At 65.0% G+C, this 24935-nt stretch carries 25 protein-coding genes and 1 other RNA gene; 17 read left to right on the top strand and 9 right to left on the bottom strand.

Features of this window, described 5'->3' with window-relative positions; translation table 11 throughout:
- Window positions 1-5 precede the first annotated feature (5 nt).
- Window positions 6-1121 carry a hypothetical protein gene (locus tag ACPDIX_RS01495; RefSeq protein WP_423429998.1) on the bottom strand — a complete coding sequence of 372 codons (1116 nt, stop codon included), beginning with the start codon at window positions 1119-1121 and terminating at the stop codon, window positions 6-8.
- A gap of 14 nt (window positions 1122-1135) precedes the next feature.
- On the bottom strand, window positions 1136-2497 hold the full coding sequence (locus ACPDIX_RS01490; RefSeq protein WP_423429997.1) for a hypothetical protein: 1362 nt from the start codon (window positions 2495-2497) through the stop codon (window positions 1136-1138).
- Between ACPDIX_RS01490 and ACPDIX_RS01485 the strand changes: the two genes are divergently transcribed.
- A complete protein-coding gene (locus ACPDIX_RS01485) occupies window positions 2496-2684 on the top strand; it encodes a hypothetical protein (protein ID WP_423429996.1) in 189 nt (62 codons plus the stop codon). The two genes, ACPDIX_RS01490 and ACPDIX_RS01485, sit on opposite strands and share 2 nt — an antisense overlap.
- Before the next feature lie 232 nt (window positions 2685-2916).
- Window positions 2917-3252, top strand: a complete 336-nt coding sequence (locus tag ACPDIX_RS01480; protein WP_423429995.1) for a PilZ domain-containing protein — start codon at window positions 2917-2919, stop codon at window positions 3250-3252.
- A gap of 80 nt (window positions 3253-3332) precedes the next feature.
- Here ACPDIX_RS01480 and ACPDIX_RS01475 read toward each other — a convergent pair whose 3' ends face one another.
- Both ACPDIX_RS01475 and ACPDIX_RS01470 read right to left on the bottom strand, forming a co-directional pair.
- Window positions 3333-3848, bottom strand: coding sequence for a helix-turn-helix domain-containing protein (locus ACPDIX_RS01475; protein ID WP_423429994.1), 516 nt, complete (start codon window positions 3846-3848; stop codon window positions 3333-3335).
- Window positions 3849-4098: 250 nt separating this feature from the next.
- Window positions 4099-7158, bottom strand: coding sequence for a hypothetical protein (locus ACPDIX_RS01470; protein WP_423429993.1), 3060 nt, complete (start codon window positions 7156-7158; stop codon window positions 4099-4101).
- A 356-nt stretch (window positions 7159-7514) separates the two neighbouring features.
- On the opposite strand from ACPDIX_RS01470, the gene ACPDIX_RS01465 reads away from it, so the two are divergent.
- On the top strand, window positions 7515-8051 hold the full coding sequence (locus tag ACPDIX_RS01465) for a DUF4149 domain-containing protein (RefSeq protein ID WP_423429992.1): 537 nt from the start codon (window positions 7515-7517) through the stop codon (window positions 8049-8051).
- 70 nt (window positions 8052-8121) lie between these two features.
- Complete coding sequence (locus ACPDIX_RS01460) at window positions 8122-8430, top strand: RNA-binding protein (RefSeq protein WP_423429991.1); 309 nt, start codon at window positions 8122-8124, stop codon at window positions 8428-8430.
- An 80-nt stretch (window positions 8431-8510) separates the two neighbouring features.
- Here ACPDIX_RS01460 and ACPDIX_RS01455 read toward each other — a convergent pair whose 3' ends face one another.
- Window positions 8511-9686 carry an MFS transporter gene (locus ACPDIX_RS01455; protein WP_423429990.1) on the bottom strand — a complete coding sequence of 392 codons (1176 nt, stop codon included), beginning with the start codon at window positions 9684-9686 and terminating at the stop codon, window positions 8511-8513.
- A gap of 23 nt (window positions 9687-9709) precedes the next feature.
- On the bottom strand, window positions 9710-10213 hold the full coding sequence (locus ACPDIX_RS01450) for an NUDIX hydrolase (protein WP_423429989.1): 504 nt from the start codon (window positions 10211-10213) through the stop codon (window positions 9710-9712).
- A 332-nt stretch (window positions 10214-10545) separates the two neighbouring features.
- Here ACPDIX_RS01450 and ACPDIX_RS01445 point away from each other — a divergent pair, with 332 nt between their 5' ends.
- The 13 genes from ACPDIX_RS01445 to rfbB all read left to right on the top strand — a co-directional run bounded on the left by ACPDIX_RS01445 (window position 10546) and on the right by rfbB (window position 21587).
- Window positions 10546-11352 carry a flagellin gene (locus ACPDIX_RS01445; protein ID WP_423429988.1) on the top strand — a complete coding sequence of 269 codons (807 nt, stop codon included), beginning with the start codon at window positions 10546-10548 and terminating at the stop codon, window positions 11350-11352.
- A 493-nt stretch (window positions 11353-11845) separates the two neighbouring features.
- The gene (locus ACPDIX_RS01440; protein ID WP_423429987.1) at window positions 11846-12649 is read left to right on the top strand and encodes a flagellin; all 804 of its coding nucleotides are present in this window, start codon (window positions 11846-11848) and stop codon (window positions 12647-12649) included.
- A 154-nt stretch (window positions 12650-12803) separates the two neighbouring features.
- Window positions 12804-14513 carry a flagellar filament capping protein FliD gene (gene fliD / locus ACPDIX_RS01435; protein ID WP_423429986.1) on the top strand — a complete coding sequence of 570 codons (1710 nt, stop codon included), beginning with the start codon at window positions 12804-12806 and terminating at the stop codon, window positions 14511-14513.
- Between the two features lie 9 nt (window positions 14514-14522).
- Window positions 14523-15239: a hypothetical protein gene (locus ACPDIX_RS01430; RefSeq protein WP_423429985.1), complete on the top strand. Its 717-nt coding sequence runs from the start codon at window positions 14523-14525 to the stop codon at window positions 15237-15239.
- A 90-nt stretch (window positions 15240-15329) separates the two neighbouring features.
- Window positions 15330-15599, top strand: a complete 270-nt coding sequence (locus ACPDIX_RS01425; RefSeq protein WP_423429984.1) for a hypothetical protein — start codon at window positions 15330-15332, stop codon at window positions 15597-15599.
- Window positions 15600-15630: 31 nt separating this feature from the next.
- Window positions 15631-16071, top strand: a complete 441-nt coding sequence (gene fliS / locus ACPDIX_RS01420) for a flagellar export chaperone FliS (RefSeq protein ID WP_423429983.1) — start codon at window positions 15631-15633, stop codon at window positions 16069-16071.
- Between the two features lie 4 nt (window positions 16072-16075).
- Window positions 16076-16459 carry a hypothetical protein gene (locus ACPDIX_RS01415; protein ID WP_423429982.1) on the top strand — a complete coding sequence of 128 codons (384 nt, stop codon included), beginning with the start codon at window positions 16076-16078 and terminating at the stop codon, window positions 16457-16459.
- Window positions 16460-16625: 166 nt separating this feature from the next.
- A non-coding RNA gene (gene ssrS / locus ACPDIX_RS01410) (6S RNA) lies at window positions 16626-16816 on the top strand.
- Window positions 16817-17138: 322 nt separating this feature from the next.
- Window positions 17139-18053: a type II secretion system protein gene (locus ACPDIX_RS01405; RefSeq protein ID WP_423429981.1), complete on the top strand. Its 915-nt coding sequence runs from the start codon at window positions 17139-17141 to the stop codon at window positions 18051-18053.
- A 125-nt stretch (window positions 18054-18178) separates the two neighbouring features.
- Window positions 18179-19057, top strand: a complete 879-nt coding sequence (gene rfbA, locus ACPDIX_RS01400) for a glucose-1-phosphate thymidylyltransferase RfbA (protein ID WP_423429980.1) — start codon at window positions 18179-18181, stop codon at window positions 19055-19057.
- Complete coding sequence (rfbC, locus tag ACPDIX_RS01395) at window positions 19054-19602, top strand: dTDP-4-dehydrorhamnose 3,5-epimerase (RefSeq protein ID WP_423429979.1); 549 nt, start codon at window positions 19054-19056, stop codon at window positions 19600-19602. The genes rfbA and rfbC overlap by 4 nt, the downstream gene beginning before the upstream one ends.
- The gene (rfbD, locus tag ACPDIX_RS01390; protein ID WP_423429978.1) at window positions 19599-20495 is read left to right on the top strand and encodes a dTDP-4-dehydrorhamnose reductase; all 897 of its coding nucleotides are present in this window, start codon (window positions 19599-19601) and stop codon (window positions 20493-20495) included. The genes rfbC and rfbD overlap by 4 nt, the downstream gene beginning before the upstream one ends.
- Before the next feature lie 30 nt (window positions 20496-20525).
- Window positions 20526-21587: a dTDP-glucose 4,6-dehydratase gene (rfbB, locus tag ACPDIX_RS01385; RefSeq protein ID WP_423430171.1), complete on the top strand. Its 1062-nt coding sequence runs from the start codon at window positions 20526-20528 to the stop codon at window positions 21585-21587.
- Window positions 21588-21690: 103 nt separating this feature from the next.
- Here the strand turns inward: rfbB and mnmA are convergent, their stop codons facing one another.
- The 3 genes from mnmA to trpS form a co-directional block, all read right to left on the bottom strand.
- Window positions 21691-22776 (bottom strand): tRNA 2-thiouridine(34) synthase MnmA, encoded by a 1086-nt coding sequence (gene mnmA / locus ACPDIX_RS01380; protein ID WP_423429977.1) that lies wholly within the window; start codon window positions 22774-22776, stop codon window positions 21691-21693.
- A 91-nt stretch (window positions 22777-22867) separates the two neighbouring features.
- Window positions 22868-23749 carry an acetylglutamate kinase gene (argB, locus tag ACPDIX_RS01375; RefSeq protein ID WP_423429976.1) on the bottom strand — a complete coding sequence of 294 codons (882 nt, stop codon included), beginning with the start codon at window positions 23747-23749 and terminating at the stop codon, window positions 22868-22870.
- A 24-nt stretch (window positions 23750-23773) separates the two neighbouring features.
- The gene (gene trpS / locus ACPDIX_RS01370; RefSeq protein ID WP_423429975.1) at window positions 23774-24739 is read right to left on the bottom strand and encodes a tryptophan--tRNA ligase; all 966 of its coding nucleotides are present in this window, start codon (window positions 24737-24739) and stop codon (window positions 23774-23776) included.
- Window positions 24740-24935: the final 196 nt, after the last annotated feature.

Here is a 24935-nt window from a genome sequence, read left to right as displayed (position 1 = left end):
ACGGTTCAGCTCCTTCCGTATGGGACCTGCGCCCGGACGCGCGCGACCAGGCCGTGGACGATCCCCTCCCACGCGGATCGGCCCTCCGTTGGCGGCCACTCCAGGTAGTGGAACAGCAGTCCGGCCGCCACCAACGGGAGGCGAACCGATTCGACATGCGCCGCGGCCAGGTGGTCGCGCAGCGGCGGTGCATCCACACTGGCTGCGAGGGCATCCAGGATTCGCGACGGCTTCCACCGATGCACGAGCACCCAGGTCTGGACCAACCCGTACACCCAATCCCACCCGGGCGGACCCAGCGGTTCGCCCCGCTCCCAGTCCAGGACCCACCAGCGGTTCGTGACGGAATCGTGGCGAAGGTTCCAGGGTGCGAAATCGCCGTGCAACACAGTCGGATGCACCTCCAGCCGGCCCAGCTCCTCCATCCAAGGACAGGAGAAGCCGGTCTGTGCCAGACGGGCCCGACACCGTTGCCATGGCGGCAGTTCGGCCAGACGCACCCGCCGTTGACGGTCCAGCCAGGTGCCGAGCAGGGTGCCGAGGCACTCGACCGGCAGTCCCCGCGGAGCCTGCCCGGGTACCCAGGGCTGGACCATGGCCAGGGCATGTTCCCCTTCCCAGACGGACTCCACGGGGGGCGCGTGGAGCCGATCGGCACCGATGGTCTGCAAAACGTTCACCTCGGCCTGGAGGCGCCTGACGGCGGCAGGACCGCTGCCGGCCTTGATGACCTGCTCAGGCCGCCCGTCCGGTGAAAAGCACAGAAACAGCAACCTGCGCCCGGCTGCATTCGGGTTCCCGCAAAAGAGGCCGAAGGGACGGACCCGGTGAGGGGCCGCAGGATCCCGCAACACCTGCAGGAACGGTGCATCGGCCCGGAACCGCAGTTCCCACCGCCTCAGGCCGGGTAACCGAAACCGGCCGACAGTCCGTGCCAGCAAGGCCCGAGCGCACCGTGCGGGAAAGGTCTGGGCTGGATAAAGGGACAGCACGGCCCGGGCCAGCTCGGTCCGGTTGGGCAACCACAACAGAGGTTCCCCTCTGCGCGTGACCAGCCAGCCGGACAATTCGATGGCCGCCTGCCCCGGAAGCGCCGGAAGCAACAGGTCGGACCATGGCATGGGAACGGGATCGCTCATGTCCATGGGGAGCGGGTTCGGCGACCGGCCAGGTGACCGAGGACAATACGGACGATTTGTTGCACCAGAAGAGGCGCCGGCTGGGTGGCATCCAGAACGTGCGCCTTGGGCAACCGGCAGGCCAGTTCTAAATAGGCCTGCCGCTGTCGTCGGGTCTCCTCTTCGGGCACCTCGGTTTTGCGTCGTCGCAGCACCTCCACCGGCGCATCCAGAACGAACACCAGATCAGGGTCCGAAACCATGCGGAACATGCGCAGGAACAGCAAAGGGGGCGGAGCCAGCCGATATCGCCTGGGGTCCACAAAGAAATCGTGGTGATACCGGTCCATGACCACCCAGCCGTTGCGAAAACGGACGGGCTGGATCACGCACCAGTGCGCCAGGCCGTACTCCAGAGCGTGCAGGAACAACACAATCAGCGAGAGCCACCGGCCACGTGAAGCGCGCCCGTGAGGTTGGGTCGTGGGCGGGCGTCCCCGCCGATGAGGCAGGGGCAGGACTTCCGGCTTCCAATGACCCAGGAGGCTTTTGTCAGGCTGGAAAGTGGGAGACAGAGCCGGGAAGAGCAGCCGGGCCACCGTGGACTTTCCGCAACCGTCAGGTCCCAGCAGAACCACGAGCAGGCCGGGCGGCCGCCGGGCCCGTGCCCACAACCGTTTCAGGTCGCTTGCCCACGCTCGCAGGACTCGCCCGGGTGCATGAAACAGGGCCCGGCAAACGACATTCCGGCGCCATCGGTGGGCGCGGGATTCGATGGCTTCCCAGTCTCCCCCGCGCGTCCATTCTGCAAGCGTCCTGGCTGCTTTGGTTCCGACGGCCTCGGCCAGGCGCGCGAAAAACGCTTCCGACCGTTCCCCGGCGACGGTGCGAATGGATTCCCGGTACTTCTCTCGCACGCGTCCCTGGTAAAGGAGCCGGATGAGGAGATTGAGCACGGCCTCGTCCACCGGATCCGGCACGGCAAACAGATCCCGTTGCACGGACCGGTCCAGCACGGACTCGGTATCCAGCAGCGGAACCCCCCGCCAGGCCAGGCGGTGGAACAGGTCGATCTGCACCTGGTGGAGTGTCTGCGGATGGTGGAAGAAGAGCGAGACGGGATCGAAACAGACGCGCTGATGCGGCCTGTACCCGGCCTGGGATGCGGCTGTGATCAACCGTCTTTCGGCTTCTGCGAGCGCACAAGGGGCAACCAGCACGTCCACGTCGTTGGAGGTGGAGTCGGGCAGTTGCTGGTAATTCCTCAGGACAACGAACCGGATGCCACTTTCCCGCCACGTGCGGAAAACCGCGGTGAGCAGCGGGCGCAAGGACGGTGCACCGGCGGGCGACCCGACAGGCGGAACGGCGGGGTTCATGCGAGTGAAATCCATCCACGCAAAAAGCCGGCCCTGGACCGTGCATGCCGATGCGGCACTCGCTCGACCGGCCATCCTTCTGCCTGATGAACGCGGGGGAAAGCCTGACACCGCCTCCGGCCCGGTGGAGGAAACGTGTGGTTTGGCGGGCCTGCGTGAATCGTCGGACCGGCAGGGTGACATCTGAGCCGGATTCGCATCGACACTGCGCGCGACATCCTCCGAAGGTTGGCGTGGTCCGCGGCTGCTGCCAATGGCAAAGCGTGGAGGGGCATCCAACGGCTGGTCGGAACCCGGGCTGTTGCCGGCGGAGCCGCTCGAACGGCGGCCGTCGCCGCGGCGCCTGTGGCGTTTGGCTCATGCAATGCGAGGTTTGATCCTTTACCGGCGCGACAAATGTGGTAGGATGAGAGTAATCTATGAGTGCGCGGAAAGCCGAGCGTCCCGACGGATCAACGCAGGTCACCGTGGAAGCTCGCGAGACGCAGCTGGCGTTGCCTCCGGAGGCTGTGGTGTTCCGCCGGAATGGCATCGAGTTTCTCAGTCCCACGGCCCTGCCTTGTTGGACAGAGATGACCCTGACGGTGAAGTCGCCGATGGACAAGGGCCGCGTGACCTGTACGGGCGTGGTTGTCAGTTGCACGGGCAACCGGCACACCGGCTACCACGTCTCGATGGTGTTCACAGGCATGTCGCGGCAGGCCCAGTCCAAGCTCTCAGCCTGGGCGACCTTCCCGCCTCAACCTCCTGCCTGATCTTCCGGAGCCGGCGGTTTCCGGGTCGCGACCCCGGGCAGGCTGCGCGAGGGTCCGTAATCGTCTTTTCCTGCTTCCGGTCAGGGGTTTTGCCGGACTGACGCGGAGTCCGGCAGGGACAGGGTTTGCAGGCTCGACGGGGCGGGGACTTCGTAGAGGGAGGGCGCCACATCTTGGAGGGCCCGTTCCACGCGGGCCGGGTCCTGCAGGATGCGCCGTCCCATCCAGAGCGCCAGCAGCCCGACCACGGCCGCCAACACGATCACCTGGGGCCAACTGACCCGGGCGACATGAAACAGGACGCGGTCGAGCAGGCCGGGTTCCTGCGGGCTGAGCGCTGGAGGGCCGGACAGGCGCTCGTCGCGCGCCAATTCCTGGTCCAGTTGGCGGAGCAGTGGCGCGGGGTCGAGTTTGAGGGCCAGTGCGTAGCTGCGAACCGAACCTTTCACGTAAACCGGGGCACTGAATCTTTCGTAACGACCCTCTTCCAAGGACTGTAGAAGGTCGGCACGAAGCTTGGTCACGGCCGCCATTTCCTGAAGGCTCAGTCCAGCGGCCTCGCGCCGTGCTCGGAGTTGTTCGCCCACTGTCGGCATCCCTGTGCCCATTTAGGGTCGTTACCGGCCATTTGGCAACGCCGGAAAGGCGCCCGGCCGGCATGGGTGCGGGCAGCGCCACCTGCGACCGACCCGCGGGCACAAAAACCGGCCAGGGAACCCTGTCCGGTTTGCTGTCCTGTGGCCGCTGATGCGCCCGATCCGGTTCTCTTCTGCCCGACTCCAAACGAACCGGCGGGCCGGGATTCAACCCGACCCGCCGGCGCGATTCAGTATTCAGCCGAACCCATCAGGGAACGCGCACCCGATAGAACTTCACCGGCACTTCAGTGGATGGGGTGATGGTGATGCTCCCCGAGATGGGGCCTTCGTCCACCCATTGGATCGGCGGAGTCAGGCTGGTGGTGGATTGCAGCGTGCCCGGTTGCGACGTCGTCAGCGTCAGGGTCCCGCCTGTGCCCACGGTCAGGGTCAGCGTGGGCGGTTCGGCACCCGGCACGATGCCCAACAGCTCGATCTCGGCGATCTGGACGCTGTTGGCCGCGCTGTTGTTTTTCACGTTGTAGAACTGGACACGGTAATAGGCGAACTCGGTCTCGTTGGCGAAGTACACCTCCTGATGGAAATGCACCAGTGGATCGATCATCTCCGTGGTCACCGTGTTCCGCCCGGAAGGCAGGGTCAGCGCATTGGAACTGATCAACGTCCAGCTGACACCGTCGTTGGAGCCCTCGATGACCACGTCCGCCGGGTCGCGTGCCTCGGCATCGTTGGCGGTATAGATGCGCACGCCGCGGACGATGGTGGGCCCGACCGAGGGCCGGACCACGAACCCTTGCGGGCCCACGTAAGGTGCGGCCGTGTCGAAGGCGTCAAAGTTCAGGTACTTTTGTACCAGGTTGTCGATCGCATGGTCCACCGTTTCCGCTCCGGGCGAACTGCCGTCCAGGATGTAGATGAAATCGCCCGGTTGGGTGACGTCCTGCATGGAGGATACCACCGTGAGCCGGGCGACGCCGCTGAGAGCGAATCCGACCGCGTTGGTGGCCGTCAGGCGGTACTCGCCGGTTTGCGCCAGTGCCGCCGAGTTCAGCACGAGCTGCGCCGTGTCGGCGCCGCTGATGCCACCGCTGTTGGCGAGGTCGGTCCACTCGCTCCCGCCCGGTGCCCGATACTGCCAACGGAGGCTGACCGGTTCGGTGCCGCCGACCAAGGGACAGGTGAACGTGACCGTGCCACCTTCGTACACACCCGCGCTGGCCGGCGTGATGTCTCCGAGGATGGGGGCGAAGTCGCCCAGCGTGCCGCTCACGGCCAGGATGACCATCCGGCCCGTCGTGGGATTCACTGCGCCGAGGAAGCGCACCACGATGTTGGTCACCGGGCTGGTGGTGTTTTGGAGGGCGAACTGGGCCTCGTAGAGCCGCGGGTTGGGCGTGGTGGTCCGGCCCGGATCGTTGTTGAGCGTGCGGGTGTTGAGGTTGACCCGGCCCCGGGTGCTGAAGGCGAACGGTTCGTTGTTGAACCAGTCACGCGAGACGAAGGTGTTCGTCTCGGAGGTGCCGTCGGCGTACTGGATCACCACCTCGTTGGTCACATTGTTGTTGGCCGTGGCACTCAGGAAGCTGAGGGCCGAGTACGGTTGCGGACGGGCCGGGATGAGATTGGCCTCGGGATGGGCATAATCCACGAAGACCGCGTTCGGTCCAGTGTAGCTGGCCGGCATCCGATAGTGATGATCCGGTTGGGCCTGACTGGTCACGAGCGACCCGGCAGCCGGCAACCCCGAGTCCGGGATCAGCGGGTAGTACCCCTGCTCATACCAGGTGTTACCGGTGTTGTTGGTGCCGCCGTCCATGGAGACAGTGGTGACGTTGGTCAGAGCAGCCGGGAATCGCGGGGCCGAGGCTTCGACCACGGCATCGCCGTTGTACCCGGTGACCTCCACGGGCAGGAACATGTCCGCTCCGGGGGCCAGCCCGGCCAGGGCAAACACGGCGGCGCGTCCCCCGCCGAGGTAGGTGAATTCCACTGCCGTGACGGGACTGGCAGTGTTGGCCAGCGCAATGTCATTCGTGTACAGCCGGGGATTGCCGCTGTTGACAGCGTCGATGCCCAGGGTGCTGGGGTTGAACCGGCCGTTCACAACATAGAAGGGATTCGGCTGGTTGAACCAGTCGGGCGAATCGATCTGGAAGGATTCGGTGGTGCTGTCGGCGTGATAGACCACGACGTTGAGCGTGACCGGCCCGTTGCCGGAGCAGTTCAACACCGAGAGAGCCTGGTAGGCCGCCGGATTCACGAGGTTGGCCCTGGCCGTCAGATAGCCCTCGTACGGTCCCACGAAGAAGACGTTGTTCTGACTGTAATCGGGCGCAAACGCGAACGCCCGGCCCGCGTTGGTGACCGTCGTCCCCGCGGCTGGCAAACCGGTGGAAGGCGCGTCGCGATTGAACCCGACTTCGTAAAATCCGTTGCCGGCGCTGTTGGTCGCGCCATTGCCACCGTCCAGGACGACCGTGGTGTAACCGCTGAGCACACCCGTCAACGGCGCGCCGGCCTCGATGATCACGTCATGGGTGAAGCCGGCCAGGGCGACGGGCGTCCACGTCACACCGTCTTGGGAACCGCTGATGGCGAAGATGGCCGTGCGCCCATTCCCGCTGGAGTAACGGAACTCCACCTCCTTGATCGGCTTGGTGTTGTTCACGATGGGGATGTCGGCGTAGAAGAGCTTGGGATTGCCACTGTAGAGGGCGCCCAACTGGCCGTTGTCGGTGTTCACCCGGCCGTTGGCGACCCAGGCAATCTCGAACGGGGTGTTGAACCAATCATAGATGTTGAGGGTTCCGGATTCGGTCGTATCGTCAGTGAACCGCACCGTGTAATCGAGCACGGCCGTCCCGCTTCCGGCCGCGCTGACGATGCTCAGAAGGGTGTAGGCTGTGGGCGTCTGGAACGTGAGCTTCCCCTGCGGAAGCGCGGAATAAACCAGCAGGGCATTGGGCTCGGCCGCGCTGGGTGCCAGCCGGTAGACCCGGTTCGGGTCGTTCGGCGTGCTGAAATCGGTGCCCGCAGGGGGCAGTCCGGTGTTGGGGCGGCTGGGATCGTATCCCTGCTCGTAAAAGGTCCAGGCGTTGTTGTTGGTCCCGCCGTCCATGGTGGCCGTGACGAACGCTGGCAAGGGCGGTGGGGCGGTCTTCTCCACAACCACGTCGGCGTTGAAACTTTGGGGGAGCAAGTCGATCGGTTGGAACTCGGCCCGGGAGGCCGCACTGGCGGCAACCAATCCGAGCAGCGTTACCGCACGGCTGCACGTTGTCAGAGCTGCGGGTTTGCGAGGTTTCATATTAGGACCAGGGTTTGGACTACCGGTGTTGGTTAAGCAAAAGGACGGGACCCGTGCCGAGCGTAGGAGCCGTTCTCAGCCGGGTGGGCGGGTGAGCCAACCTCCTCAGGTGATTCGCTTTGAAGAGGTTCGGTTTCCTCCGGACCAACCGGTCGGGCCGACCGCCCGGTGCACGCGCAGTCCCACCTTTCGCGCCCCCTTATGAACGGAGGCCGCACATGTGTCAAGCCATGGTTTTCCCACTCCAGCATGTTTTTTTCAACGATGCGCGGGGACGATAGGCCTGCGCTCCCGCGAAAGGACGGAAACCTGTTCGGGCTTGGCAAGCGCAACGGTCGCTCCTTAGGGTTGGGCCCGTGATCGGTTTGCTGCGATACGTCGGACTGGCCAACGCAGCCGTCTGGTTCGGCGCCACGGTCTTTTTCACCCTGGGCGCCGGGCCCGCAGCCTTTTCCGACGACATGCGCCGGCTGCTGGGCGAGGCCAATCACCCCTATTTCAGCGGGGCCATTGCCCAGGTGCTCATTTCCCGATTGATCCGGCTGCAGATCGTTTGCGCGGGTATCGCACTGGGGCACCTTTTCATCGAATGGGCCTGGCTCCGTAAACCCTTGCGCCGGATCGAAACCTACCTGGCAGTGGCGTTGACCGGGCTGACGTTGCTCGGCGCATTCGTCTGGCAACCGGAGATCCGGCGGCTGCACCGCATGAAGTATGCCGTGAACCTGCCGGCGCCCCAGAAAGAAGCGGCCGCCCAACAACTTCGGCACTGGCATGCGACGGCACAGGTGGCCAATCTGATAGGATTGATCGGTCTGGGATGCTATCTGGCGCGCATGGCACGATCATCCGACGGGCCCCGTTTCGTTCCCGCGTTCAAACTGCGGAGTTGACAAGCCGATGATGGCGGCTGAACTTGTGCGCAGCTAATAGCTGTGTGAAGGGAACCTTGGGGTTGGGGTTATGATTTCGAACGAACGGCCTTCGCCTTACCGGTCGCGTCCGGCCTATGACGGGCTTGCAAAGCCGGCGGCCTCCGCGGACGTGACGCTGCGGACCGAGCGACTGCAAGTGGAGCGTAAGACCTTCATTCTTTCGCTGAAGGAGAACCCGCGCGGTCGGTTTCTGCGGATTACGGAGGATGTGGGCGGACGGCGCGATGCCATTATCATTCCCGCACCCGGCCTGCGCGACCTGGCCCGTGTGCTGGAAGAGCTGGCCCGGGCGGCGGAGGAACCGCCCACGGGCTCCGGCAACGGCAGTCAACACTGATCGGATGACCCGGCCCGGCTGCCGCGGGCAGGCGGCCGGGGAAGACCCTTGCCTTTGGAGCGGCCGAAGGACGTTTCGTTTCAGGACCGGCCGGGGGCAGGCTCGTCAGGTCGCATCGTCCATAGGATGCATCCGCCTGCAACAAGGAGGCAGGTTATGGCAATTGTGTCGCTCCGGGGTGTCTGAGGGCCCCACTGCAACGCGAGGGCGCCAATCAGCGGGCCGCTCATGTTGCCGAGGCCGATGGCCGCCTCGTGGATGCCTCCGTGTTGGCCTCGGGTGGGGCCTGCATCCATGGAGTAGAAGAGCGAGGACGAGTAGATGAGTCCGAGGGCCAGGCCGAAGCCGATCTGGGCCAGGACGAGCACCAGCATGGAGGGGGCCAACAGGATCAGGGCGAAACAAGTGGTCAGCGTGGCGTAGCCGGCGGCGAGCCAGCCGAATCGGTAGTGCCAACCGGCCCACTGCCCCAACAGCGCAAACGCGCCCAACCGGGCAAAGCACCAGATCGAGGCACACATCCCGGCCCATGTCGTGGAGAGTCCCAGTCGCGTGGTCACTCCGGGCATGACGGCGATCAACGTCTGAATGGCCATGTAGGCGAGCGGATTGGCCAGCCAGGCCATGAGCAGGAAACGTCTGGCCTGTGGATGACCCGTTTCCCAGGAGGGAGGGGAGCCGGTCTGCGCCTCCGGTTGCGCCGGCCGGTGCGGAGGCTTTGCGAGCACGAGCAAAACCAGTCCGGAACAGACGATGGCCAGCGGCACCAGGTGGAGGGCCCGCATGCCGAGCCATTCGAGAACCGCCCCACCCGTGAAGTAGGCCAGGGCGCCCGTGCCGGCCCACACCAAATTGTAGACCCCCACGCTCCGATGCATGCCGGAGCGGTCCTGTCCCTCGGTCACCAATGCTGCCAAAGCGGGCCAGGTGCAGGACATGCCGAGGGTCGCCATAACCAGGAGCCCGATGTGCCAGACAGCGCCCTCGGCGCGGATGCCTGCGGTCCACGCGGCAGCCATGAGCGCCATACCGGCCATGAGGCCACGACGGTATCCCCAGCGCTCGGCTGCCCGGCCTCCCGTCCACGAACCGACGGCGTAAACCCCTCCTTGAAGCGCCGCCAGCCAAAGGTTGCGTGCATCGTCAAACCCGAATGCCTCGCGCGCGAAAAAGTAGAAGTAGTAGAAAAACAGGACCGTGGAGAAAGAGTTCAAGCCGGCCAACACAAAGTAGACCGCCGATCGGTGGGCAGCCATGGTGCGTTCCCTCCTCGGGATGACTACGAAGCCGTTGAGGCCGAAGTCCCGGCAACCGGGCCGGGGGAGATCCCTTCCACTTCCTCCAGTGCCTTTCGTGCATACCAGCGGATGGGCGGATCGAGCGGTGGTTGAAGGGTCTCCAGCTCTTCGGGCGTGCACCAGCGCAGCTCCTGGTGCTCTCCGGATGCCAGGGTGAGCCGGCCCCCGCGCGGCCGGGCCCAGTAGATGAGTCCGACGTGCTGGTGGGTTTCGTGGATGCGGTGGATGTCCATGAAACGCGGGGCAATGAGTGCGCGGGTGCCGGGGCCCGTTGTGGGAGGGCGCTCGCCCCACAGCTCGATTTCCAGGCCGCTTTCCTCGCGCACCTCACGAATGGCCGCCTGTTCGGGATCCTCGTCCAGCTCGACATGCCCGCCGAGGGGCAGCCACTTCCCCAGTTGCCGGTGCAGGCAAAGCAGCACCCGGCCGTGCTCGACCACGAACACGGCCACCGCAAAGTCAATCCGTTCATGAATGTGACCCACGCGGGAGTGTGCGGACAAACGCGGCCTCCGGTCAACGGCGCCCCGCCACCCCTGCGGATGCTGCCGCAGGACCTGGGCCCGGCACGAACCCGCTGCCCGGCCGGGGCCGCATCGGGTTGGGCTTGCATGGACGGCACGCCGTTTGGCGACCGCGAAAAACCGCTCAAGCTTTGCGCCGGCATGCCGATCCATGGGGCGTCGCAAGACAGGCGACCGGCGGGCCTGGAACCGCCGGTGGGGAAAACGGTGCGCGCCCCTGAGAATGTCGCACCCGCGGCACGGACGCCGCGCAAAATCCCACGCCCTCCCCGGGGCGACTCACGGACTGAGTTATGGTCATCAATACGAACATGTCGGCCCAGAGCAGCGCCCGGCTGCTCATGGAATCCTCCGCACTCCTGAACAAATCCCTCATGCGGTTGTCTTCCGGTTCGAAGATCGTTTCGCCGGAAGACGACGTGGCGGGTCAGGCCGTGGCGCTGCGGTTTGACGCCCAGATCAGCCGCATCAACGCAGCCAAGGGCAACATCGCCAACGCCATCTCGTTCAGCCAAACCCAGGACGGTTTTCTGAAGAAGGTGGCCAAGGCGTTGGACCGGATGAGCGAGCTCGCGATCCTGGCCCAGGACGTCACCAAGACGGATGACGATCGCGCGCTCTACAACCTCGAGTTCCAGACGCTGGTCGATTACATCAACGATGTTGCCACCAAGGACTACAACGGGGTCAGCCTCTTTGACGGGGCAACTCTCAACGTCACCATCGACAGTGACGGGAACACCTTCAACATGACGGGGGTGGACCTGGGCGCCACCGCCTACACCAACGTGCTGTCGGGCACGGACGTCACCACCACCACCAACGCGGTCACCGCCCTGACAAGGGTCAAGGCGGCCATCGTGCAGTTGTCCACCGACCGCGCCACCGTGGGCGCCAACATCGTCCGTCTGATGCACACGAGCGACCAGCTCGGCGTCCTGAAGGACAACCTCACCTCGGCCAACAGCCGGATCAAAGACGTGGATGTGGCCGAGGAAAGCACGCAATTTGCGCGTTACAACATCCTGGTACAGGCCGGCACGGCCATGCTGGCGCAGGCCAACGCGGTGCCGCAGATGGTCCTGCGGTTGCTGTCGTAAGCCACACCGCCCGGCCCGGTGGCGGCTCACCGGGCAGTGCGCGGTCCCAACCTCCGGGCCGGTTTGCCGGTCCCGGTCAACCAGGAAATCGAAATGAACCCGAATTTGACGCATCGCACGATCGGTGACGCGGAGGTTCCCGTCCGGGGGCGGGAGAGGACGTCAGGCGACCACGTCCGGTCCGCCCCACGCGGGAGAAATCATGCGGCGCCGACGACTCAGACCGCGATGCCGTCCCGGGGGAAGGAGTAAGCCGACAGGGGCGGGTCGGCCCGGCCGGCCCGCCCTCCTCCCCGCGTCGGGTTGCAGATTTCCGGCTCAAGTCTTCGGCGCGACCGCCGATACGAGAGCCGGACAGAGAAAGGGCGGCCGGCGGCCCCAGACAGCCGGTCGGGAAAACCGGGTGATCGCCCGAGCCCAGGATCACCCCACGGCAGGGATGCCGTGTGAACCAAATCCCCGCAAGGGGTGACTCAGGGAAGGAGTCAGCAACATGGTCATCAACACCAACGTATCCGCACAAAGCAGCGCACGGTTGCTCGCCGAATCGAGCGCCATGCTCAGCAAGTCGCTCGCTCGTCTGTCGTCCGGCTCGAAGATCGTTTCGCCGGAGGACGATGTGGCGGGATTGGCCGTTTCCATGCGGTTTGACGCCCAGATCAACCGGATCAATGCGGCGGCGACCAACGTGGCCAACGCCATCTCGTTCAGCCAGACCCAGGACGGATTCCTGCAGAAGGTCTCCAAGGCCCTGGACCGCATGAGCGAACTGGCCGTGCTGGCGCAGGACGTCACCAAGACCGACGACGATCGCGCGTTGTACCAGAAGGAGTTCGCCGCCCTGGGCGCCTACATTGACGACCTGGCGACGAAGGACTTCAACGGCGTGAGTCTGTTCAGCGGGAACACGCTGGCAGTGACCACCGACAGTGACGCGAACACGTTCAACATGAGCGGCGTGGATCTGACGGCCTCGGTCTACACCAATGCCACCAGCGCCGACATTTCCACGACCACCGGCGCCGTCTCCGCTCTGGCCAACGTCAAGGCGGCCATCGAGCAGTTGGCCACCGATCGCGCCACGATCGGCTCCAACATCGCCCGGCTCACGAAGTACAGCGAACAGCTGGGTGTCTTGCGTGACAACCTCACGGCCGCCAACAGCCGGATCAAGGACGTGGACGTGGCCGAAGAAAGCACCCGATTTGCCCGGTACAACATCCTCGTCCAGGCAGGCACGGCGATGTTGGCCCAGGCAAACGCCAATCCGCAGACCGCGCTTCGCTTGCTGGCCTGACGGCCGGCGGGAGCCGGAGTGGAACCGGTGAGCGGGTACGGGATCCGACCCGCTCACCCTGCGGACCGCGCGGGGTCACCGGGCCCCGCGCGGTCCCGTTGGATCCGGACCGAAAGGTGTCCGGGACGGTACAAGCAGAAAGGAACGACGACTTATGGACCTTGGTCTCTCCGGTTTGGCCAGCGGATTCGACTGGCGCAGCTTCATTGATCAGCTCATCGAAGTGGAGCGCGCACCGCAAAAGGCGCTTCGCAACGAACAAACGCGGATCCAGCAACGCAACAACGCCTACAGGAGCCTGGAAACCGAACTCAAGGTCCTCCAAAACCGCCTCGGCGACCTGCTCAAGCCGGATCTCTACACCTCGCGAAAAACCAGCGTGGCGGACACGAACGTGTTGACGGCCGAGGCGGCGAGTTCGGCCGCGCCGGGCACCTACACGATCGAAATCATCCAGCGCGCCACGGCCGCCCGCTGGCAGGGCACGGCCGACGTGGGAGCCGCCCTGAGTCCATCGGGCGACGTCAGCAGCCTCACCCTGGCCTCCGCACCCTTCGCCACCGCCGTCACCGCGGGTACCTTCACGGTCAACGGCAAACAGGTCAGCATCGAAACCACCGACACCCTGCAGGCGGTGTTTGACAAGATCGCCGCGGCCACCGGCGGACAGGTGACCGCCAGTTACGACGCCGCCACCGATCGCATCACGCTGTCCAGCGGCAGCGAGATCGTCCTGGGCAGCGCCAGTGACACCAGCAATTTCCTGCAGGTGGCCCGGCTCTACAACAACGGGACCGGCACCGTCACGAGCGCCGGTTCCCTGGGCGCCCTCCAAATTAACACCACACTGAGCAACGCCAACTTCGCCACTGCAGTGACCGACGGCGGCAGCGGCGCCGGCGAATTCCGCATCAACGGTGTCTCCATCACCTACAACGCCAGCACCGACACGCTGGCCGCGGTCCTGGACCGGATCAATCAATCGGCCGCGGGCGTGTATGCCACGTACGACGCCCTCAGCGACCGGATCGTCCTGACCAACAGGAGCACGGGCGACCTGGGGATCGCCCTGGAGGATGTCACGGGCAACTTCCTGGCCGCGGCCGGGCTGACCACCGGCACCCTCCAGCGGGGGCAGAATCTCCAGTTCAAGGTCAACGGTGGAGACACACTGGTGAGCACCTCCAACACCATCACCGAGGCCAGCTCCGGCATTGCCGGTCTGACCCTCACCGCGTTGACCGAGGGCACGACCACGGTCACGGTGGAGCAGGACACGGACAAGGTCAAACGCACCATCCAGTCTTTCTTGGAGGCATACAACAAAGTCCAATCCATGCTCGACGACTACACCTCGAGCACCACCGACTCGAAGGGCGTGGTCAGCGCCGGGGTGCTGGCCGGGGAAAGTGACGCAAACGAAATCGCCTCCCGACTCCGGGCCCTGGCCTACCAGCAGGTTTCAGGACTTTCGAGTGTGGCGGATCACCTCGCCGACCTGGGCATCACCACCAGCGGGGAGGACAACAAATTGACCCTGAGGGACGAGTCCGCCCTGGACGAGCTCCTGCGCACCAACCTGGCGGCTGTGCAACAGCTGTTCACCGGGGAGGGCGTCGGTCTGGCGGTCCGGCTCCATGACTACGTGGAACAACTGGTGGGCGAGGACGGAACGCTCATCCAGAAACAGGCCAACCTGGCGCGCCAGTCCAGTGACATAGACGAACAGATCGCCGAAATGGAACGGCTGCTGGAGCAGAACCGCCAGAGAATGATCGAGCAGTTCACGGCCATGGAGCAGGCCCAGGCACGGATCAACCAGCAGCTGCAATATCTCCTCCAGGCGTTCGGTCAGAGGGCGTGAGGTGGCGACATGAACGGCGCGACGGTCAGGACCGGAGTGGAACCAGGCGGCTTGCGGGGCTGGGCCGGGCTCCTGGCCGTGGCGTTGGTGCTTGCCGGGGCCGGGAGCGGTCGGGGTCAATGGCTGCCGGCGGGGCCGAAACCTGCCGTGCCAGCGAGGCTGAACGTGTATCGGGCCGCGCCCACTCTGCCGGCGGATCTGCGGCGGGTGGTGTTGTTGCCGTTGCACGTGGAACTCCCGGATTTGGGACCGGAAATGCAGCAGGGATTGTTGGACGCCCTGCAGACGGAGCTGTTGCGGAGTGGTTTTGCCGAGGTCGTGCTCCTTCCCGCCCGCCGACTGCAGAAGCTCACCGGGCGGCCCAGTTGGAGCCCCGAGCAGCCCCTGCCACCGGACTTCCTGCAAAAGGTGCGGGAGGCAAGCGACGCCGAGGCCGTCCTCTTTGCGGAGTTGACCACTTTTCGCCCCTACACGCCGGCCGTGGTGGGATGGCGATTGCGTTTGGTGGACCTGCGCTCCGGTTGCACCTGGTGGGCTGCGGACGAGGTGTTCGACACGGCCGACCCGGTTGTCATCCGGGCGGCACGCCGGTCGACCAGGACCGGCTGGTGGAATGCCGGGCAGGAGGACGCATGCTGGCGGAGCCTGCGGGCGCCGCGGGCCCTGGCCCGGCTGACGGTTTCCTGGTTGTTGGCCACCTTGCCGGGGCGCGAAAATTCCGGCTAAAGTTGCCGCGGACAACGCCGATAACCAAGCCGGATTGGCGTAGAGGAAACGAAAAAACGAGGCCTGCCACCATGTAGGCGCTTGCTTAGTATGGAAATCGAGTTCAATCCAGGCCGCTACGGTGAGCCGGGGGTGAGTCAGAACATCACCCGGAAAGTGGCGGCTGCGCCTGCGGCCGCCGACAAGCCCAGCTTCGAGCGGGCACGATCGGTCGGGCGCGCCCTGTCGGAAGCGCCCGAGGTCCGGCCCGAGAAGGTGGAGGAGGCCCGGGTCTACGCGGCGGATGTCAAGTATCCGCCCGACGAGGTCCTGGACCGCTTGTCGCACCTTTTGGCGCTGAAACTCAGGAACAGTGAGTAAGGCGCAACCCCGGCTCCCCAGCTTTCAGACCATGGTCCCTCGCAACCCTTGGGAATCGTACCGGCGCGTGGCCACCCAGACCGCCCCGCCCGGCCAACTGATCCTGATGCTCTACGATGGTGCCCTCCGGGCGTTGGACCAGGCCCTGCGGGGTTTTGCCAGTGACGATCCCGCCACGGCCAACGCCACCATTCACAACGGCACCCAAAAGGCCGTGGACATCATCCGGGAACTGAACTTTTCCCTCAACATGGAACGGGGCGGGCAATTCGCCGCCACGCTGCGCCGGCTCTACGATTATTTCGAGCGCCGGTTGTTCGAGAGCAACCTGCGCAAGGAAAGGTCGGGGATCGAGGAGGTTCAACGGCATTTGCAAACCTTGCGGGATGCGTGGGCGACCATGCTGGCGCAGCAGGGTGGTGCCCTCCCTGCCGAACCTCGTCCGGCCTTTGCTGCCGCACCTCCGGCTTAAGGCCATGGGCATCTTCGGGCAGGACCCCACGCTCGACTTCCTGCGGTCCTGGCTGGAAATGGCCGAGCGCGAAACCGAGGCCATCCAACGGGACGATTGGGAGTCCCTTCGATTCTGCCAAGATCGCATCCGCGATCTACAGGCGGAGTGGGAAGGAAGGGACCGGATGACGAGGGAGTTGCGACCCGGGAGCTCCGCCCGGGAAGAGATCCGCTCGCTGGTGAGTGCACTGATTGAGCGCGAGCGGTACAACCAGCGGCTCCTGGCGGAACGGCTGGGGAAACTCCGGCAGGAAATGGAGCATTGGAACGGCGTGGCCGCCCGGGTCCGGCGCTTTTCCCGCGGAATGAGCGCGCCCGCGCGCTCCGTTTGGTCGCGTTTTTCGTGAACCTCCCTGCTCCGCGCACCAACCGTTGCACGCGTCCGTGTGCCCTGTTCGAGGAGCGCGCATTTTTGACTTGAGCGGCGGGCGGTTCCGGCCGATAGGTAGGACGGTGAGCGGTGGTGAATCCACCGCGGCTCTTTGCCAGAGGCTGGAGACGGGCAGACTCGGATTTACCCTGCCTTGCGCGTGATCCGCAACAAAGTCCTTGAACCGTACTCACCATCGAGGGACCCAAGCCGCATCCAAGCTGTGGCCGGCAGGCCTTCCTGCGGGAAGGAAGCCGAAAGCAGCGCGGCCGTCCCAACATGTTGCAAAACATGTTCAGAGGAAGAGTTGCGGCACGGCAAAGGCGGGGTGTTTTTTTTTATCAGACCACCCTGGTGACGGTCTCTGTGTGGGGCAACCGCCGCTTCGAGGTGTGTGCTCCCTCGCCTTCGGAGGCGGGCGCGGAACCCGCGTGAAAAGCTCTTTGCGAATCTGTCCGCGGCCTCTGTTCCGGCGGTCCTACGGTGGTTCAAGGGCCTGCCAGTGGCCGAGCCTCGTGCCCTCTGTCCGGATTGTCCGAAGCGACCGCCGACCCGGCTCCCACGGTTGCCGGGTGTCCCGCTATCTGCTAACGGTTGGGTGAAGTCTGGCTCCTGGCTACGGATGAACCGGGCCGGTCCAGGTCTCCGCCTCAACCATGCGCACGAAAAACGAGCCACGCCGAAGGCGCGCCTCCGTTTCGGACGCGTTTACACTCATCGAGCTCCTGGTGGTCATTGCCATCATTGCCATCCTGGCGGGGATGCTTTTGCCCGCGCTCAGTCGAGCCAAGAGCAAGGCCCTGGGGATCGCCTGCCTGAACAACACCAAAACGCTGGCCACGGCCGTGCAGCTTTACCTGGCCGATCACAACGACCGGGTCCCCAACAACTACGGAGTGGCCGAGACAATTGAAGCCATCAACAACGGTCGGCTGGACAACTGGGTCAACAATGTCATGACCTGGGGCGCCTCGGGCAGCGTGGCGGACCGGAGCAACACCAATCTTCTGTGGCTCGCCAACGGGGTGCTGGGGCGATATACCGCCGGCGTACTGGGCGCCTATCGCTGTCCGGCGGACAATTACCTGAGCCCCGTGCAGCAGGCGAGAGGTTTTCCCTACCGGGTGCGGAGCTACTCCATGAACGCATTGTTCGGCCGCTTCAGCACGGCCAGCAATCCCGGCCTGGACCCGACCATCCAGGGCAAACACTGGGGAGACGCCAACTACCGACAGTACTTGAAAATGTCGGAAGTGCCGGCGCCGGCGCGGACCTGGCTGTTCATCGAGGAACACGCCGACTCGATCAATGACGGGTATTTCATCAACAGCCCGTCGGCGGCCAACTGGCAGGATCAACCCGCCAGCTATCACGCGGGCGCCTGTGGTTTCTCCTTTGCCGACGGGCACTCGGAGATCCACCGCTGGCTGAGTCGCACCTCCAGGCTGCCAGTGCGCTACGCCTACACGCCCGTGGGCTTCGATGCCGCAGGTCGCCAGGACTTTGCCTGGTACCTGGAGCGGACGGGCTACACCCTGTATGCCACGGGCCGGAGGATGTTCAACTACTGAACCTGCGTCCGGGCGGAAGGCGGAGACCGGTGAGATCCCGGGGGTTGTGGATGGCCGGCCCGAGCCCCGTTCCGGGGTGATTCCGGATTGGCCCGTGCCACCCCGGCGGGTTATCTTGCGCGGCGATGAAGGGCATTATCCTGGCTGGAGGAGCCGGCTCGCGCTTGTACCCGCTCACACTCGTGGCGAGCAAGCAACTGCAGCCGGTTTACGACAAGCCGATGGTTTACTACCCCCTGACCACGTTGATCGAGGGGGGCATTCGCGAAATCTGTCTCATCTCCACCCCCCAGGATCTGCCGCGTTTCCGGCAGTTGTTCGGCGACGGCACCCAGTGGGGTCTGAAGATGGAGTATCGCGAACAGCCCCGTCCGGAAGGGATTGCGCAGGCCTTCCTGATTGCCGAGAGCTTCATCGGATCCGATTCGGTGGCGTTGATCCTGGGCGACAACATCTTCTACGGTGCGGACAGTTTCCAGCGCGCCTTTGCAGAGTTCGAATCGGGGGCGGTCATTTTCGGGTATCACGTGCATGATCCCCGCCGGTACGGCGTGGTGGAGTTCGACGAAAACGGCCGGGCGATATCCATCGAGGAAAAGCCGCAGAACCCCCGCAGCAACTATGCGGTGCCCGGCCTGTACATCTACGACAACCAGGTGGTCGAGATCGCCCGCAAACTGAAGCCCTCGGCGCGCGGTGAGCTGGAGATCACGGATGTGAACGTGGAGTACCTGCGGCGGGGTCAACTGCGCGTGTACCGGTTGAGTCGGGGGTTTGCCTGGTTGGACGCCGGAACGAGCAGCAGCCTGCACGAGGCGTCGGCCTACGTGCAGACGATCGAAAAACGGCAGGGGATCAAGATCGGTTGTCCGGAGGAGGCGGCCTTCCGGCAGGGGTTCATCACCTTGGAGGAGCTGGAGGCACTGGTGTCGCGCATGCCACGCTGCGAGTATCGGTATTATCTGGAGCATGAGGTTATTGCAGAGGCACGTCGTGCCGCATGAAAGTTCTTCCGTGCGATCTGGAGGGGCTGTTGCTCATCGAGCCCAGGGTCTTCGGCGATGCCCGCGGGTTCTTTCTGGAAACCTGGAACGAGCGGCGTTACAGCGAGGCGGGCATCAGAGGTCCGTTTGTGCAGGACAACCTGTCGTTTTCGCGCCGTGGCGCCGTGCGTGGTCTGCATTTTCAGAACCCCTCCGCCCAGGGGAAACTGGTGTACGTGTTGCAGGGTGAGGTGTTCGACGTGGCGGTGGATCTGCGGCGGAGCTCGCCCACGTTCGGCCGCTGGTACGGCGTGACGCTGTCGGCGGACAACAAGCGGCAGCTCTACATCCCGCCCGGGTTTGCCCATGGATTTGCCGTGGTGAGCGAGACCGCCCTGTTCGCCTACAAATGCACGGCCTTCTACGCGCCGGAGCATGAGACGACCTTGTTGTGGAACGATCCCGACCTGGCCATTCCCTGGCCGGTGGAGGACCCGGTCCTGTCGGAGAAAGATCGGCAGGGGCTGCGCCTGCGGGATCTGCCGGAGGAAAAACTTTTCCCATGAACACGGGTTTGCCACGGCTGCCAAGGATTCTTCTGTTGGGCCATCGGGGGCAGGTCGGTTGGGAACTGCGGCGGGCCTTGGCCCCCTTGGGTGAGGTGCACGCGTGGGACCATCCGGAGCTGGACCTTGCAGACGGGGAGATGCTGGAAAGGGTCGTCCGGCAGGTGGCGCCGGCGATCATCGTGAACGCGGCGGCCTACACGGCCGTGGACCGCGCCGAGTCGGAACCGGAACGTGCCCGGCAGGTCAATGCCCTGGCTCCGGAACGGTTGGCCCGGCTGGCCAGGGACACGGGCACCTGGCTGGTGCACTATTCGACCGACTACGTGTACGATGGCAGGCAACAGCGGCCATACGTGGAGACGGATCCCACCGGTCCGCTGAACACTTATGGGCGGACGAAACTGGAGGGGGACCAGGCGGTGCAGGCGTCCGGTTGTGCCCATTTGATCTTCCGGCTCTGCTGGGTCTACGGGATGCGGGGGAACAATTTCCTGCTGACCATGTTGCGGCTGGCACGGGAACGGGAGACGCTCCGGGTGGTGGCCGACCAGATCGGAAGCCCGACCTGGTGCAGGTTGATTGCGGAGGCGACGGCCCTGGCTCTGCAACAGGTGCTGGTGCAGCCGGACCCGGAGCGGTGGAGCGGGGTGTACCACCTGCGCTGCGCCGGCGAGACCTCGTGGTACGAATTCGCGCGGCGCATTGTCGAAACGGTGCCCGCCGGGGAGCGCAAATGCCGCGAGGTGATTCCGATTCGGACGGAGGAATATCCCACGCCGGCCCGCCGCCCGGCCTGGTCGGTCCTGTCATGTGAGAAACTGGAACGCACGTTCGGGCTGGCGCTCCCGCACTGGGAAACGGCTTTGCGCCTGGCCCTGGGCGGCGAATAGCCAATCTGCAGGGAGGAGCGAATGGAGATGATGAATCTGTTGGTCACCGGTGGCGCGGGGTTCATCGGGTCGAACCTGATCCACCACATCATTGACCGGCCGGAGATCCGGGTGCTGGTGAATCTGGACTGTCTGACCTACGCCGGGCACCTGGAGAACCTCGAACGGGTGGCGGGCCATCCGAAGTACGTGTTCGAGAGGGTGGACCTGCGCGACAAGGCCGCCGTGTTCGACGTGGTCCGGCGACACCGGATCACCCACGTGATGCATCTGGCGGCCGAATCACACGTGGACCGGTCGATCACAGGTCCGGGGGATTTCATCCATACGAACATCGTGGGGACCTTCCATTTGCTGGAAGCCTGCCGGCTCTGCTGGCTGGAAGGCCAGGGCGGGGTGGAGCCGCCCCCGGGCGGATTCCGCTTCCATCACGTGAGCACGGACGAGGTGTACGGCTCGCTGGGTCCCACGGGCTATTTCACGGAAACGACCCCCTACGCGCCCAACTCGCCCTACTCGGCCAGCAAGGCGGCTTCCGACATGCTGGTTCGCGCGTATCATCACACGTACGGGTTGCCCACACTGATCACGAACTGCTCGAACAATTACGGGCCGTATCAGTTTCCGGAAAAACTGATCCCGGTGGTGATTCTGAGTGCGTTGCACCGGCGGCCGATCCCCGTTTACGGCGACGGGATGAACGTGCGCGATTGGCTCTACGTACTCGATCATGCCGAGGCATTGTGGCAGGTGCTGACCCGCGGTCGGGTGGGGGAGACGTACAACATCGGCGGCAACAACGAGTGGCCCAACCTGCGGATCGTGGAACGGATCTGCGATCTGATTGACGAGTTCCGACCCGACCTGGGTGGGAACTCGCGGAAACTCATCACGTTCGTGAAGGATCGGCCGGGACACGACCGCCGCTACGCGATCGACGCCAGCAAGATCCGGCGGGAGCTCGGCTGGACGCCGGCCCACAGCTTCGAGCAGGGCTTGCGCGAGACGGTGCGGTGGTACCTCGACCACCAGGACTGGGTGCAGAAGGTCCTGGCCAAATCCGCACGTCCGGGATCTTCGGGCGGATTGTGAGGCGGGGCGCGACCCGCAGGGGATACGCGCATCCGGTGAAGCGACGGCGGCCTGCCCCGTGACAGGCGGCGCCGGGTGCGGCGGAGCGAGGGATCGCCCGCCCTTACTGCCGGCAGATCCAGCCGCCGCCCACGACGAGGTCACCCTGATAACAGACCGCTGCCTGGCCGGGCGTGAGGGCCCGCTGCGGCACGTGCAGGTGGACCCGGGCGCGGTCTTTTTCCAATGGTTCCACACGAGCCGGGGTGCCGGGGTGATTGTAGCGGATTTTCACGGTGACCTCGATCGGCTCGGTCAGTTGGTCGAAGGGAATCCAGTTGCAGCGTTCGATGACGAACGTGTCGGCCAGCAGGTGGCTGTCCTCTCCCACGATGACGCGATTGTTCTCCGGGTCCAGGTCCACCACGTAGAGCGGCCGGCCGGCGGCCACGCGGAGGCCGCGCCGCTGGCCGATGGTGTAAAACGCCACTCCCTCGTGATGCCCCAGGACGCGGCCCTGCAGATCGACGATCTCACCCGGGCGCGGTTCCACGAGGTTGGACTCGCGCAGGAAGCGCCCGTAGTCATTGTCCGGGACGAAGCAGATCTCCTGGCTCTCGACCTTGTCGGCGGTCTTGAGCCGACAGCGGCGGGCGACCTGGCGCGTTTCCGACTTGGTGCGATCCCCCAGCGGGAACAGGGCCCGCGCCAGTTGTTCCTGGCGAAGGGAAAAGAGGAAATAGCTCTGATCTTTGCGCGGGTCACGGCCGCGATAGAGCAGGGTGCGTCCCTCGGGCGTGCGTTCCAGCCGGGCGTAATGACCGGTCGCCACGTAATGGGCCCCCAGACGCGAGGCACGCTCGAGCAGCCGGCCGAACTTGAGTTCCTGGTTGCAGATGACGCAAGGATTGGGTGTCCGCCCCCGCTTGTATTCCTCGGCGAAGTACCGGATGACGATCTGCTGGAACTCGGCCGACTCGTCGATGAGGTAGTAGGGGATGCCCAGGCGATCGCACACGGCGCGTGCATCCATGACGGCCTGCGGCCCGCAGCACTTGTCCTCGGCCCGGTAACGGCAGTCCTGCGGCCAGAGTTTCAGGGTGATGCCGATCACGTCGTAACCCTGTTCGAGCAACAGGGCGGCGGTGGCGGAGGAGTCCACCCCACCGCTCATGCCGACGACGACCCGGATGCGACCGTTCTGCGCCATGGGAGGCAGAATATACCCGTCGGAGTGCGACCGGCAAAGGGCCGGCCCGTCCTCCAGGCCGGGGTGCCGGTCGTGAAATCCGGAATGTCGCTCAGGGCACCAGGATGGTTCCCACCCCTTCGTCCGTGAAGATCTCGAGCAGCACGGCGTGGGGGACCCGCCCGTCCACAAAGGAGACCTTTTCGACACCGGCCTGGAGGGCGGCGACCGCGCTGTCCACCTTGGGGATCATGCCCCGGTCAATGATGCCGGCCCGTTTGAGTTCCTCGACCTCGGAAACGCGGAGGTAGGGGATGACCGAATCCGGATCGTCGGGGTTGCGGAGGATGCCTGGTACATCGCTCATGAAGACCAGCCGCCGCGCGCGGAGCGCGATGGCGGTTTGGGCGGCGGCCACATCGGCGTTGCAGTTGTAAACGTGGCCGTCCTCCCCCCGGGCGGTGGGGCTGATGACCGGGGTGATCCCCTGTTCGATACACTCCAGAATCGGGCCGGTGTTGACGTGCGTGACTTCGCCGACGTAACCGAGGTCGAGTTTCCGTCCCGGTTGCTGGCGGTCTTCCACCCAGAGTTTGCGGCAGCGGAAGATTTCCGGTCCCGGGAAACCCCGGGCCAGGCCGCCCAGGCTGTTGATGGCCTGCACGATCTCCGGGTTGATCCGGCGGGAGAGGACCTCGTCCACGATGGCCACGGTGGCTTCATCGGTCAGGCGCTGGCCCTGGACGAACCTTGGGGTGAGCCCGGCCTGTTCCATGGCGCGGTTGATGGCCTTGCCGCCGCCGTGCACCACAACCGGATTGATTTCGACCGCTTCGAGAAAAACGATGTCGCGCGCCACGCCGGTGCGCACGGCGGGATCGGGCGAGTCCATGAAGGAACCGCCGTATTTCACGACAAAAGTGGCACCGCTGTATTTCTGGATGTAGGGGAGGGCCTCCAGCAGAGTGGCCGCCTTGGCTATGAGATCCTGCATGGCTGGGGTTCCGGGCCGGTGGTTTCAGGAAAGACCGCATGCGCGCCGGGCGCGGTCGAGGACCTCCCGTGCCTTGGCCCGTGCCCGGGCCGCGCCCTCGCGCAGGACCTGCTCGACGTAGTCGAGGTTGGCCGCCAGTTCGGTCCGCCGCTGGCGCGCAGGCGCGAAGTATTCCCAATAGAAGCCGAACAGGGCGCGTTTGAGTTCGGCGTAGCCGAGACCGCCCGCGCGGAGGCGTTCTTCATAGCGTTGGGCCTCCTCCGGCGGCGCCACCAGCTTCATCAGTTGGATGGCGATGTTGCGATCGGCATCGGGCTTCGGCTCCTCCGGTGTGCGGCTGTCCATCTTGATGCTCATGATCTTTTTGCGCAGGACGTTTTCGTCGCCGAAGATCTCGATGGTATTGCCGTAGCTCTTGCTCATTTTCTCGCCGTCAATGCCCGGCACCTTGGCCACCTCCGACCGGATCAGGGGTTCCGGCATGACGAAGGTGGGGCCATAGGTGTCGTTGAACTTGCCGGCGATGTCGCGGGCGACCTCCACATGCTGCTTCTGGTCCTGGCCCACCGGCACCAGATTGGAATCGTAAATCAGGATGTCGGCGGCCATGAGGACCGGGTAGGCGAACAGGCCGAAGTTGGGCGAAATCCCCTTGGCGATCTTGTCCTTGTAGCTGTGACAACGTTCGAGCAGGCCCATGGGGGTGACGGTGCCCAGCAGCCAGGTCAACTCGCAGACCTCCGGCACGTCGGATTGACGGAAGAAGACCGCCTTTTGAGGATCGAGCCCGCAGGCCAGGAAATCGAGTGCCACCTCGAGGGTGTTGCGGCGGCGGGCCTGTGGATCGAACAGGGAGGTCATCGAGTGGTAGTCCGCGATGAAGTAATAGGCCTCCCCCTGCGATTGCAATTCGATCGCAGGCTTCATCATGCCGAAGTAGTTGCCCAGGTGCAGTGCGCCCGAGGGCTGGATACCGGACAGAATCCGCATGACCCTACCGTAGTGAGAGCACGGCCCGCTGCGCAAGCGGCGAGCGGCTCGGTCACGGGAGGCGGATCTCCGGGGAGGCGGCGCCGTGCCAGGGAGGCGCGGCCAGCGGAGGTGTTTCTTGCCCCGGAGGATCCGGGGCATTAGTGTCGTGAAGCCGCCTCGGGAGTCCGGCTGGGGCCGGGGCGCCGGAGGAGTC

Source organism: Limisphaera sp. 4302-co, assembly GCF_049537155.1.
In the GTDB taxonomy this organism is placed as follows: Bacteria; Verrucomicrobiota; Verrucomicrobiia; order Limisphaerales; family Limisphaeraceae; genus Limisphaera.
The sequence above is the reverse complement of the archived record's forward strand: the minus strand, read 5'-3'. Positions and strand labels throughout refer to the sequence as shown.